This window comes from Nostoc sp. ATCC 53789, from assembly GCF_009873495.1.
GTDB classification, from domain to species: domain Bacteria; phylum Cyanobacteriota; class Cyanobacteriia; order Cyanobacteriales; family Nostocaceae; genus Nostoc; species Nostoc muscorum_A.
In genome coordinates, this window is sequence record NZ_CP046703.1 from 3,177,125 (window position 1) to 3,190,078 (window position 12,954).

At 42.0% G+C, this 12,954-nt stretch carries 12 protein-coding genes; 8 read left to right on the forward strand and 4 right to left on the reverse strand.

The genetic code is table 11. From position 1 onward, the window contains the following. The first annotated feature begins 367 nt into the window (after window positions 1-367). The 7 genes from GJB62_RS13050 to nblB all read left to right on the forward strand — a co-directional run bounded on the left by GJB62_RS13050 (window position 368) and on the right by nblB (window position 9,036). On the forward strand, window positions 368-922 hold the full coding sequence (locus GJB62_RS13050) for a Dps family protein (RefSeq protein WP_114081494.1): 555 nt from the start codon (window positions 368-370) through the stop codon (window positions 920-922). Between the two features lie 555 nt (window positions 923-1,477). Beyond that, a complete protein-coding gene (gene carB / locus GJB62_RS13055; RefSeq protein WP_114081493.1) occupies window positions 1,478-4,741 on the forward strand; it encodes a carbamoyl-phosphate synthase large subunit in 3,264 nt (1,087 codons plus the stop codon). Between the two features lie 658 nt (window positions 4,742-5,399). Next, window positions 5,400-6,356, forward strand: a complete 957-nt coding sequence (locus GJB62_RS13060) for an RNA polymerase sigma factor, RpoD/SigA family (protein ID WP_114081492.1) — start codon at window positions 5,400-5,402, stop codon at window positions 6,354-6,356. Between the two features lie 260 nt (window positions 6,357-6,616). Then, a complete protein-coding gene (locus GJB62_RS13065; protein ID WP_114081491.1) occupies window positions 6,617-6,961 on the forward strand; it encodes a DUF760 domain-containing protein in 345 nt (114 codons plus the stop codon). Between the two features lie 249 nt (window positions 6,962-7,210). Then, on the forward strand, window positions 7,211-7,621 hold the full coding sequence (gene mutT, locus GJB62_RS13070; protein ID WP_012412036.1) for an 8-oxo-dGTP diphosphatase MutT: 411 nt from the start codon (window positions 7,211-7,213) through the stop codon (window positions 7,619-7,621). Between the two features lie 208 nt (window positions 7,622-7,829). Next, a complete protein-coding gene (locus GJB62_RS13075; protein ID WP_114081490.1) occupies window positions 7,830-8,294 on the forward strand; it encodes a CBS domain-containing protein in 465 nt (154 codons plus the stop codon). 76 nt (window positions 8,295-8,370) lie between these two features. Beyond that, window positions 8,371-9,036, forward strand: coding sequence for a phycobilisome degradation protein NblB (nblB, locus tag GJB62_RS13080; RefSeq protein WP_114081489.1), 666 nt, complete (start codon window positions 8,371-8,373; stop codon window positions 9,034-9,036). A 105-nt stretch (window positions 9,037-9,141) separates the two neighbouring features. On the opposite strand, the gene GJB62_RS13085 is transcribed toward nblB, so the two are convergent. From GJB62_RS13085 to GJB62_RS13095, 3 genes are all read right to left on the reverse strand, one after another. Next, the gene (locus GJB62_RS13085; protein WP_114081488.1) at window positions 9,142-9,885 is read right to left on the reverse strand and encodes a PEP-CTERM sorting domain-containing protein; all 744 of its coding nucleotides are present in this window, start codon (window positions 9,883-9,885) and stop codon (window positions 9,142-9,144) included. A gap of 638 nt (window positions 9,886-10,523) precedes the next feature. Beyond that, window positions 10,524-11,042, reverse strand: a complete 519-nt coding sequence (locus GJB62_RS13090) for a DUF456 family protein (RefSeq protein ID WP_114081487.1) — start codon at window positions 11,040-11,042, stop codon at window positions 10,524-10,526. Between the two features lie 102 nt (window positions 11,043-11,144). Next, entirely contained in the window at window positions 11,145-11,294 is a 150-nt protein-coding gene (locus GJB62_RS13095; RefSeq protein ID WP_159402512.1) for a hypothetical protein, read from the reverse strand. A gap of 5 nt (window positions 11,295-11,299) precedes the next feature. Between GJB62_RS13095 and GJB62_RS13100 the strand changes: the two genes are divergently transcribed. Continuing rightward, a complete protein-coding gene (locus GJB62_RS13100) occupies window positions 11,300-12,214 on the forward strand; it encodes a M48 family metallopeptidase (RefSeq protein WP_114081486.1) in 915 nt (304 codons plus the stop codon). 32 nt (window positions 12,215-12,246) lie between these two features. Here the strand turns inward: GJB62_RS13100 and GJB62_RS13105 are convergent, their stop codons facing one another. Beyond that, a complete protein-coding gene (locus GJB62_RS13105; RefSeq protein WP_114081485.1) occupies window positions 12,247-12,879 on the reverse strand; it encodes a cofactor assembly of complex C subunit B in 633 nt (210 codons plus the stop codon). Window positions 12,880-12,954: the final 75 nt, after the last annotated feature.

The window sequence follows — 12,954 nt, forward strand, 5'->3', positions numbered from 1 at the left end:
TGCAAACAATTCTCATTAATTTTGAAAAAAAAGTCAAACTTTTACAGCCATTCCATATTGAGAGGGGGAAGAGGTAGGGAGCAGGGGACAGAGGAGAGAGATAATTTTAATTTTTATTCTCTCGCTTGTGCCCTGCCCCCTGCCTCTATTGGGCAACATGCATATTTAAGTCATGATGTCAATATTAATGAGAGATTTATGCACATTGATAGGTGTGCCATCATCCAGCAAACAATAAAATTGAGATTATTAGTAAGCAAAAATACAAAATCTTGTGCTGGCAAATTGCCTTGCACTTATTATTAAAATGTTAATATGTTGAGAATAAGCAGTTAAAATCTATAACTGTTAAAAAGAGAGGAACACAATGTCTGAAACGCAAACTTTGTTACGAAATTTTGGTAATGTATATGACAATCCCGTGTTGCTGGATCACAGCGTCACTGCTCCAGTTACAGAAGGATTCAACGTCGTATTAGCTAGTTTCCAGGCACTGTATTTGCAGTACCAAAAGCATCATTTTGTAGTTGAAGGCTCAGAATTTTACTCTCTGCATGAGTTTTTTAACGAAAGCTACAACCAAGTACAAGACCACATCCATGAAATTGGAGAACGCTTGGATGGACTAGGTGGTGTTCCAGTAGCGACCTTTAGCAAATTAGCAGAATTAACCTGTTTTGAGCAAGAGTCTGAAGGCGTATATTCCTCTCGCCAAATGGTGGAAAATGACTTAGCCGCAGAACAAGCTATTCTTAGCGTGATTCGCCGCCAAGCTGCTCAGGCAGAGAGTTTAGGCGATCGGGGTACACGCTATCTGTACGAAAAGATTTTGTTGAAAACCGAGGAACGTGCTTATCATTTGTCTCACTTCCTCGCTAAAGATAGCTTAACTTTAGGGTTTGTCCAAGCGGCTCAAAGCTAAAACTCTCATAATCTAGATTTATTTACCTAGACTGAAAGAAAAAGTTGGCAGCACGAACTCTTAAAATATTATAAAGAATGGCAGAGAATGATACCCTTGTTCCTCTGCCATTTTTAATTTAAATAAACATATCATCATAAGATTTAATGTTGAAAATATTTGGCAATTAGATAGTTAATAAATATTTTTATCTAAAAAATTTATTTGGGCTGAATAAGCTGACATATATATGCAATAATAAATTACCATTTGTCGCAAAGTTTTATCAAACTAAATAACAGAAATTTGCAAAAGCTTTAAAAATTTGCTCGTCAGAATTAAATAGTATTTAGAAGTAAAAAATAATCATAGGGCTTTGAGTATTTGGGTTAGGGGAGAGGTAACAGGTAACAGGGAACATGAAATAATCTGTACCCTCTAACCTGTACCCTATTCCCTAATTCCCGCTCCTTTCATGTCATCAAACCTAGAAAACTTAATAATAAAAAGCACGACAGGGTGTAAAGACCCTTAAAATAATCAGGATTTGTATTCTCATACTCCAAGGCAACGACTATGCCCCGCCGTGACGACCTCAGGAAGATTCTACTGTTAGGCTCTGGCCCAATTGTGATTGGACAAGCCTGTGAGTTTGACTACTCTGGCACTCAAGCCTGCAAAGCGCTGCGTGAAGAAGGCTATGAAGTAGTTTTGGTCAACTCAAACCCTGCAACAATTATGACCGACCCGGAAACGGCCGATCGCACTTACATTGAGCCGTTAACTCCAGAATTGGTTGAAAAAGTCATTGAGAAAGAACGCCCCGACGCTTTATTACCAACGATGGGAGGACAAACCGCCCTCAACCTCGCCGTTGCTTTAGCCAAAAATGGCGTGTTGGAAAAGTATGGCGTTGAGTTAATCGGCGCTAAACTGCCAGCCATTGAAAAAGCCGAAGATCGAAAACTGTTCGGTGAAGCAATGGCAAGAATTGGGGTAGCTGTGTGTCCTAGCGACACAGCCGAAACTTTGGAAGAAGCCAAAGCTGTTGCCCGTCAAATTGGTAGTTATCCCCTAATTATTCGTCCAGCTTTCACTATGGGTGGAAGTGGTGGCGGTATTGCCTACAACCAAGAAGAATTTGAAGAAATGGCACAGGTAGGTATAGATGCCAGTCCCGTTTCGCAAATTCTCATTGACCAGTCTTTGCTGGGCTGGAAAGAATATGAACTCGAAGTGATGCGTGATTTGGCAGATAACGTGGTGATTATCTGTTCCATCGAAAACCTTGACCCTATGGGCATTCACACCGGGGACTCAATTACCGTCGCTCCCGCGCAAACCCTGACTGATAAAGAATATCAAAGGCTGCGGGATATGGCAATTAAAATCATCCGCGAGATAGGTGTGGAAACTGGCGGTTCTAATATTCAATTTGCCGTTAATCCGCTTAATGGGGATGTGGTTGTAATTGAGATGAACCCCCGCGTTTCCCGCAGTTCGGCTTTGTCTTCCAAAGCTACGGGTTTTCCCATCGCCAAAATTGCCGCAAAATTGGCTGTCGGCTATACCTTGGATGAAATTCAAAATGACATCACCAAGAAAACTCCCGCATCCTTTGAGCCGACAATTGACTATGTGGTGACAAAAATCCCCCGCTTCGCCTTTGAAAAATTCCCTGGTTCTGACCCAGTGCTGACAACCCAAATGAAATCAGTCGGGGAAGCAATGGCAATTGGACGGACTTTCAACGAATCCTTCCAAAAGGCGCTGCGATCGCTCGAAACCGGACGCGCTGGTTGGGGTTGCGACAAAGCCGAAAAATTACCCAGTGGTGAACAAATCCGCGCCCAACTGCGGACACCTAACCCCGATCGCATTTTTGCCGTGCGTCATGCCTTGCAGCAAGGGATGACTATTGAAGAAATCTATGAACTGACTGGTATTGACCGATGGTTCTTAGATAAATTGCAGCAACTGCTAGATGTCGAAAAATTCCTGAAGCGGACACCTTTGCAGCAATTGACAAAAGAGCAACTTTATGAAGTGAAGCGGGACGGATATAGCGATCGCCAAATTGCTTATGCCACCAAAACCACCGAAGATGAAGTTCGCGCTTACCGCAAGTCACTAGGAATCATCCCAGTTTACAAAACCGTAGATACCTGCGCGGCTGAGTTTGAAGCCCTTACCCCTTACTACTATTCTACCTACGAAGAAGAAACAGAGGTAATGCCCGCAACCAAGCCAAAAGTGTTGATTTTGGGTGGTGGCCCCAACCGCATTGGACAAGGAATTGAGTTTGACTATTGTTGTTGTCACGCCGCTTATGCCTTGAAGGATGCGGGGTATGAGACGATTATGGTCAACTCCAACCCAGAGACAGTTTCGACAGACTACGATACCAGCGATCGCCTTTACTTTGAGCCTTTAACAAAAGAAGATGTTCTTAACATCATCGAAACTGAAAATCCAGTTGGGGTAATAATCCAGTTTGGCGGACAAACCCCGCTAAAGTTGGCTATTCCTTTACAAGAGTTTCTTAACAATGACACATCAGGACTGCTGACTAAAATTTGGGGTACATCACCAGATTCCATCGACATGGCAGAAAACCGGGAGCGGTTTGAAAAGATTCTCCAACAGTTAAATATTGCCCAACCGCCTAATGGGATTGCGCGGAGTTACGAAGATGCGCTGATTGTTGCCAAACGCATTGGCTATCCGGTAGTGGTGCGTCCTAGCTATGTGTTAGGCGGACGAGCGATGGAAATCGTTTATTCCGATGCTGAGTTGGAACGCTACATGAGCTTTGCAGTACTCATAGAACCAGAACATCCAATTTTGATTGATAAATTTCTGGAAAACGCAATTGAAGTCGATGTCGATGCGATCGCCGATCACACTGGACGGGTGGTAATTGGTGGTATTATGGAACACATCGAGCAAGCGGGCATTCACTCAGGAGATTCCGCTTGTTCTTTACCTTCCATTTCCCTATCACCAGCAGTTCTCAATCAAATTCGCACTTGGACGGTGCAGCTAGCACAAGCGCTGTCAGTCGTGGGGTTGATGAATATCCAATTTGCTGTTGTCGGTGCAAGCAGCTATTCTCCCCAAGTTTACATTTTGGAAGCCAACCCCCGCGCCTCGCGTACAGTACCATTTGTATCTAAAGCAACAGGCGTACAGTTAGCGAAATTAGCATCATTAATCATGTCGGGTAAAACCTTAGAGGAGCTAGGTTTCACCGAGGAAGTCATTCCCACACATATTGCAGTAAAAGAAGCTGTATTACCCTTTAATAAATTCCCAGGAACTGATACAATATTGGGCCCAGAAATGAGATCCACTGGTGAGGTGATGGGGATTGACAGCGACTTTGGCCGGGCCTTTGCCAAAGCAGAACTGGGTGCTGGGGAGCGTTTACCACTGACTGGAACTGTATTTGTATCAATGAGCGATCGCGATAAAGCTGCTGCTGGTGCTGTGGTGAAGGAGTTTATCGATTTGGGCTTTACAGTGATGGCTACCCTTGGTACACGGCGAGTTCTTCTTGAACAGGGGTTAAATATTGAGTTAGTGTTAAAACTCCATGAAGGCCGTCCCCACGTCTTGGATGCAATCAAAAATAAAAAAATCCAACTTATTATCAACACACCTTCCGGGGAAGAAGCCCACACTGATGCTAGGTTAATCCGTCGCACAGCCTTAGCTTACAAAATTCCCATCATTACTACCATCGCTGGCGCAAAAGCTACCGTCGCCGCCATCCGTTCTTTACAAAATACAACTCTGGACGTAAAAACCATTCAAGAGTACTGCCCGATTGCGAAGTAGTACGGAGTAGGGGAGTACGGGGGCAGAGGGAAAGAGGGCAGGGGAGGCAGGGGAGGCAGGGAAGGCAGGGGAGGCAGGGGGAGAAGAACTATTAATTAGTATCTAATGTCTAATGCCCAATACCCAATGCCCAATACCCAATGCCCAATACCCAATGCCCAATTCCCAATTCCCAATGCCCAATTCCCAATTCCCAAGAAAATTAAGTAATTGTTATAAGAGAATGACTATAGTTCTCATTAGAGATATCTTAGCAAATATGAGGAAGCTTATATTCACCAAATAATTTCTGAAATTGACTTATAGTCAGCCTTTAGAGAGAGGGCGATATTGCATGAACTGGAACAACCAGGAAATTTAATGTCGCTATATAGCCAAAACTTCTCATAAATGTTACAATTATTAATAAGGTTCCAATAAAAAAATGTTTAAGAAGCTAGCTTTTATCTAACTGTAGATACTTGTGAAAAGTAGGAAATAACTGTAACTTTTAGCAGTTAAGAAGCCTAAATTTGTTTATTATGAGCAGCCGAATTTATCGGGCGCGTAAGTTGCAAACCATACATGGGTTCCCAGTCTGACTGGGTAGCACCCTAAACAAAGCATCTATCCCTTAATGACCCTACCGCCAAACCCATCATTACCAAAGAGTAGCGCCATGAAGACCGCTCAGACAGCCACAGACCTCGTGCGGACTTACCTGCGTGAGATTGGCCGTGTGCCACTCTTAACACACGAGGAAGAGATTTTTTATGGTAAACAGGTGCAACGTTCTTGTACGTTGCACGAATCAAGAGAATCTCTTGCCACCCAGTTAGGTCGTCAACCGACCTTAGAAGAGTGGGCCAAAGCGACAAAGTTAGAACCAGCAGAATTGAACGAAGCGATCGCTGATGGTGAAATTGCCAAGCGTAAAATGGTAGAAGCCAATTTGCGGCTGGTAGTCTCCGTTGCTAAAAAGTACATCAAGCGCAACGTCGATTTACTGGACTTGATCCAAGAAGGTAGTATTGGTATGCAACGCGGCGTAGAAAAATTTGACCCTACCAAAGGGTATAGATTTTCTACTTATGCCTATTGGTGGATTCGGCAAGCTATCACTCGTGCTATAGCCGAAAAAGCTCGTACCATTCGGCTGCCTATCCATATTACTGAAAAATTAAATAAGATTAAAAAGGCACAGCGCCAATTGTCTCAAAAGTTGGGACGCGCTCCTACAGCTGGTGAGCTAGCTCAAGAATTAGAATTAACCCCCAAACAAGTACGAGAGTATTTGGAAAAGGCGCGTTTGCCCCTTTCCTTAGATTTGCGGCTTGGTGATAATTACGACACCGAACTGGGAGAAATGCTGGAAGATCCAGGAGCATCCCCCGAAGAGTTTGTTATGCAATCTTCCCTATCTTATGACTTAGATCGTCTCATGGGCGATCTTACGCCGCAACAGAGGGAAGTTATTACGCTACGCTTTGGTTTAACTGATGGGCAAGCGTTAACTCTGGCTAAAATTGGTGAAATACTTAATATTAGCCGCGAACGAGTCCGGCAAATTGAGCGGGAAGCTTTAACCAAACTTCGCAAGTCTAAAGCCAACATGGGTGAATATTTGGCAAGTTAAAAGCAGAGACGCGATTAATCGCATCTGTACAACAATTAGGAGTGAGGAGTTTTTAATGAGCTTCTCACTCCTTACTTTATTTGTTAGGGTGACGAAAATACGCTGACTTTAGTACGGTTACACCTACTTCCATCAGAAAGCGAGGCTGTTACATTAGTTGACAGGAAGACAAAACAGCTAGCTAAGTCAAATCCAAAACAGGCATTTAGTATTAAAATCACAAGCACCGTAGCCAGTAGTGGTAGTTAAGGAGCTAAAAAATGAGTAACCCATCCAATCGTGTCTCAGAATTTTTCAATAGCGAATCAGAAACCAACGATTTACTATGGCAGTATGTTAAATCCTTGAGTCCAGAGACAGTTACCCAGCTATCTAAACCTACATCTGCCGAAGTTTTTCAAGTGATGGAACGGAATATTACAGGATTATTGGGTAATCTACCTTCAGAACATTTTGGCATCACCGTCAGCACTAGTCGGGAAAGTCTAGGTCGGCTTTTGGCTTCTGCTATGATTAGTGGTTATTTCTTGCGTAACGCTGAACAGAGAATGAATTTTGAACTCGCCCTACAAGGGACTGAAACCAACAACACCGAAGTTGAATAGAAATAGAAAAGTTAGCAAATTCTATATTGTTGTTGGGCTGATTGCTAGCCACAGTCATGGCTATAGGAATTAAACATAAGGCTCTGCGAAATCTTTGGTCCCAATTCCCAATAATTATCAGCTAGATTTTTTTAAAATATCCAAAACAGTGACGCATTAAGGTTGAAATTTAAAAAATCAAAACTCGGCAGAGTTAAAATTAGTCTGCCGAGTTTTGTTGTTAATCATCTCCCCTTTTGTCCATCAATTATGAGTGAAACCAGTTCTTTCCCGCCCCATAAAATCATTGGTGTTGCAGTAATTTGGAATGACCAAAAGCAAATTTTAATCGATCGCCGTCGTCCAGAAGGAGCAATGGGCGGTTTATGGGAATTTCCTGGCGGTAAAATCGAGCCTGGTGAAACTATTCAAGAGTGTATTCAACGGGAAATTTCCGAAGAACTAGGAATAGTAATTGAAGTGGGAGAGCATCTGATTACTATTGACCACACCTATACAAATTTGCGCGTTAGCCTCACAGTGCATCACTGCTGCCATGTTACAGGTGTTCCCCAACCTTTAGAATCAGATGAAATACGCTGGGTAACTTTGGAAGAACTGGATCAGTTTACTTTTCCGAAAGCAAATACTCAAATCATTGCTGCTTTAAAAGGGAATTGAGAATTAAGAATGGGGAATGGGGACAAGGGGACAAGGGGACAAGAGGTGAGAACTTGAAACAGGTCTTTCCCCTTGTCCCCAATTCTCCTTGTCCCCAAGTCCTCTTCCCAATGCCCAATACCGTAACAATCTATTAATTGCATCAGGTTGAGTCCCGCAATTTTCTACAATAGGCGCAGAGACTTTGATAAAAGGTATCAACAAATAAATGCCTAAAACTGTTGCCGATGTGATGAGCCGCGATCCTATTGTCGTTCGTGCGGAAACTCCACTGAAGGAAGCTATCCAAATTCTCGCAGAACGCCACATCAGCGGACTACCTGTTGTGGATGATGTCGGGAAATTGGTGGGCATTATCTCAGAAACCGATTTGATGTGGCAAGAAACTGGTGTTACTCCACCTGCGTACATTATGTTTCTTGATAGCGTTATCTATTTAAAAAATCCTGCTACGTATGAACGTGACTTACATAAAGCACTAGGGCAAACCGTTGGGGAGGTGATGAGTAAAAACCCGATCACAATTTCCCCTGATAAAACTTTAAAAGAAGCCGCTACAATCATGCACGATCGCAGCGTTCACCGCTTGCCAGTACTTGATGGTACAGATCAAGTAATTGGTATCCTCACTCGTGGTGATATTATTCGGGCAATGGCAGCAAGTCAAGAATAATCAATTAACAGTTAACAGCCTGATAACTGATAACTGTTAAATATTTTTTACACTTTTGAAAATCAAGGATAACTAAATGAGTATTACTTCGGAGTCTGTTAAGCAATTGCTAAGTTCTGAGGATTTAGGCGATCGCTTACGTGCAGTAAATCAAATCCGCCAACTGGAACCTACGGTTGGCTTTGAATTGATTCAAACAGCCATTAGCGATCGCAATTCCCGTGTTCGTTACTCAGCCGTGAGTCAAATGGATACACTCGGAACACAAGATTTACAATTATCTTTGGATATCTTGCGCGATCGCTTGCTTCATGACTCTGAAGTAGATGTACAAGCAGCAGCAGCAGACTGTATAGGCGCACTCCAACTACATGACGCTTTTGAAGACTTAAAGGAGGTTTACTACAAGACTGATGAATGGCTAATACAATTTAGTATCATCGCTACATTAGGAGCATTGGGCGATCCACGAGCCTTTGAATTGCTCAAAGAGGCACTCTCATCAGAAACCGAATTAGTGCAAACTGCTGCTATTAGTTCGTTCGGTGAATTGGGAAATTTAGAAGCAGTTCCCCTCTTAGCTCCTTATGCTACCAATCCAGACTGGCAAATGCGTTACAGAGTTGTACAAGCGCTGGCTCTTTTGGGTGGTGCAGAAGCCAAATCTATATTAGAAACACTGGCTAATGATGAAGTCGAAGCGATCGCCACTGAAGCCAAAAATTCTTTGCAATCAGTCTGATAGCAGAAAAAAATTCGATCTGGTTGGTAAAATTTTTCATTCCAGCCAGATCGAATAGATAATAAATGAGAGTGACTTTCAGTTCTTAAAAATCACTTGTTCATACTAAACAACACTTTTACGGCGGCGAGACATCACCATTACAGTACCTACTGCACCCAAACCAAGTAATGCAGCTGGTTCGGGAACGGAGGTGGTGAATGTAGAACCAGAAAAAGTCAAATTAGCCAATGAACCGCCAGTAGTATCGAGAATTGCATTTGCCTGAGCAACAGTAGTATCATTTCTTTGGAAAGATAAGCTTCCTGCTCCTTTAGTTATCTCACCAGTAGCGCTGGTAAAGTATCCCCATAAATCAACTGCTATAGTAATGTTTGCACCAGTCTGAGTTATTTTGTAATCAGAAGATGTCAAGGTAAAAATATTACTGCCATCTGCTAGAGAAGCTGTACTTTCCCCAGGCAGAATCGTACCAGGAAGGGTAAGATTACCAAGGTCTAGAAATGGGTTTTGCACAGTATCGCTTGCGAATGAGATGATATCACGTATACTTGCTGAATTGAAACCTAAGAAACTTCCTGTCTGAGCGGCAATAGCAACTGGGGTACTCTTTACACCATTGGAATCTGCAAGAATGCTATCTGGAGTAAAGGTTAGTGAATCTTTTTTCAATGTTACTAAACTGCTAGCAAATGGATTCGCAGTTACACCACCGTTAAAACTGAACTCACCTTTCAGTGCAGCAGCTTGAGCAGAACCGACAGATGTAAATAACCCAGCAACAGCTAAAGGAAGTGCAGCAGTAGCGGCCAGAGTAGCGTTTAGTAATTTAGATTTTAAACTAATCATGATCGTTTGAGAATCCTAATAATAACTTTGACGGAAAAATTGATTGTTTTACTTGTACTATCAGTAATTTATTTAAAATACTGTCAGTGAAAGCGGCACTTGTGTGACGTATTTCTTATTTCCATAAAATCACATAGATTCTGAGTACGCAAGATTTACTTAGTGGTCTTCATTACATCTTCAATTGTTGAGTAGTCTTCATAAATTTTTTATTTCCGGTATATCTATCCTTCGTATATTTGTCATTTAATAGGGTTGAAGCCGATCTATTTAACTTACGTATACTGAATGAAATTAGTGCTTTTTGTTATTGCAAATTACTCAACTATTTTTTAGATAAATAGAGTAAGCAATATATTTATATTCAGCCGTTGGAGATTTCCCAAATTTTTTTAAGGGTCTCAATTTACCTTTTACCCAGACTACAAGAGGGATTGAGAATGTTTATCCGAGAAGTGTTGAAACAAAGGAGATTTATCCAACGCGCAATACACAAAGTAGCGGTTCCTCCCGTCCATAGATGAAATGGGAGAAACCGCTCTGTTGGTGTAATGTAGAAAATTTTAGTCAGCTAATTGAATGCCTGTAATAAATAGCCTGATTACTAGCTATTACTACTATTCTCAAATGTTGAAATGCTAAGAACTAAATACCTGTGGCCAAGTTGTCACAACAAAAACTACAACTGCTGCGATCGCTAACAACCCTTGAATCAAATTTCCCACCAAAGAGCCGACTACAATTCCTATACCTGCTTTAACCGCCAACCCAAATTCACGTCGGTAAATGTACTCACCAATAATTGCTCCCAAAAGCGGGCCTAGTAAAATTCCTAACAGTGGCCCCCCAAAAGGCAATGTTGGCAATAATCCCAAAAATCCGACAACTAAACCGACGATTGCGCCGATTTGCCCCCATTTGCTAGCTCCAGCTTGTCTTGCTCCCACATAACTAGCTAAAAAATCTACTCCGACACTGAGCAGTAAAACTATAATTGTCACAATTAGAGGAATCTTGATAGCCGCGAAGGAACTACTAACGATTCCCCAGACGATAATTGCAATTAAAATTAAGCTGCTACCGGGTATGGCTGGAACTACAGCACCGATGATACCCACAACCATTACGGCAATTAATAGCCAATAAATAATTTGCATAGATAAATTTCTAAATTTCCGAGCGGCCCTACTTTATATTGTATCTGGGCAAAATGCTGATAAATGCTGAGATTTCACCGACAGCAAATATGATTTTCTAGTTTAATCTGCTAAAATCTCTCTGCGATCGCTCAAGGCTTGTCTTAATAATTGTGGGTTGTAGGAATATACCCCTAGCCACAGGCGCACTGAAAGCACAAGCCATTCGTACTGACTAACTGAACTTCCCAAACACTCCAAAATAAAGCTCAAAACTTATGACGAGAAAAATATTAACTGGACTGAGTTCAGAAGCCTACGAACATCCTTTTGATCGCAAAGCCTTGGCTTCTTTGCAAAATATGCCTGGTGTTTCTTTACTACTCAAGAAAGTTAACGAATACGGCATCGATCGCTTACTCAGACTGCAAAGCCTTGGTAGTGAAATCAGAATTTCGCCCCGTAATTTTCCCCAATTACATCAAGCATTTGTAGAAACCTGTGAAATTCTTGATGTTGCTCCCCTTCCTGAACTGTATCTGTTTCAAGGCACAGGACACATTGAAACCTATATTGTTGGCGTGGAAAAACCCCTTGTTGGTATCAATTTAGATGCAATGGAGTGGCTTGGCCCCGATGAGTTACTTTACGTTTTCGGACACGAAATTGCTCGCATCAAGAGTCAGCACATGGTTTATCACCAAATGGCAATTGTGATGCCAACTTTGAAAAATTTGTTAAGCAGTACAACGCTAGGTGTGGGTGGTTTGATAGCTGGTGGTATGGAATTGGGTTTGTATAATTGGCGGATGATGGCTAGGTTCACAGCTGATCGGGCAGCTTTGCTCGCTTGCCAGGATATTGATGTAGCAACTACTACACTGATGAAACTCGCAGGTTTGCCAGATGAGTACTTAACTACTGCTGTAATGGAAGATTTCCTTGTCCAAGCCCGTGAGTTCGCATCTAATAACTTTGAGAGTGTGGATAAAGTCACCAAAATATTAAGCTATACAGAGTCTGGGCTTTCTTGGGTAGTTATGCGGGCTGGCGAATTATTAAGATGGGTTGATTCTGGAGCTTATGATAATTTAATTCAACAGACAAATTTAAATACACCGGAAGAATCAGAAGCAAAAGAAGAAAAGACACCAGAAGAAAAGGAAGGGTGGAATTTTTTGACTTCTTGGTGAACTAATTTTAGATTTTTAAACTAGGGAATAATCTAAGTACTAAGAGTAACAGCTAATTTGTCAGCAATTCCGGCAATCCAATTTTCATCTTGTTTGGTATAACTGCGAGGAGCATTCGCTCCCAAAATTAACGCACCTTGGTTGCCAATAGGTTGACAAATTACACCTTGAGTATTCTCTGGTAAATAATCAAATTCAAGCCTACCTGGATATATTTTTAGAGCAACTAGATAAATCGGCTTTTGTTTTTCGAGTACCTGTTTTAAGATTACTCCTGGTACAACTTCAGATTTAGTACCCAAAATACCACGACGCAACAAAACCTTACCTTGGTAATAAACCACAAGCGATCGCGTTACTGTATTAGTCAACAATAAATGAGATGCCCAGGCTAGCTCTATTTTCACGGTTTCGGGTAAATCTGCTGCCAGTACAAAACCTTCTTCTCCAATTAGTTCTACAATATCAGGCGATCGCGGCTGAACTTGCTGCCAAATTAAACCAGTTAAAATTAACACCGCACTCAAAATCACGCCCACCACATCACCACGCGATTGGGACTGGGTTAATTCCGGTGTCAACAAACGGTTAATCAATAAAAGTACAGCGCCTAGCCCACCCACAACAATAGGTAAACGCCGCAAAACTCGATTTTGGTCAGTCATTAGTCATTAGTCATTAGTCATTAGTCATTTGGTATGGGCAAGAGGACTTGGGGACAAGGAGAATTGGGGACAAGG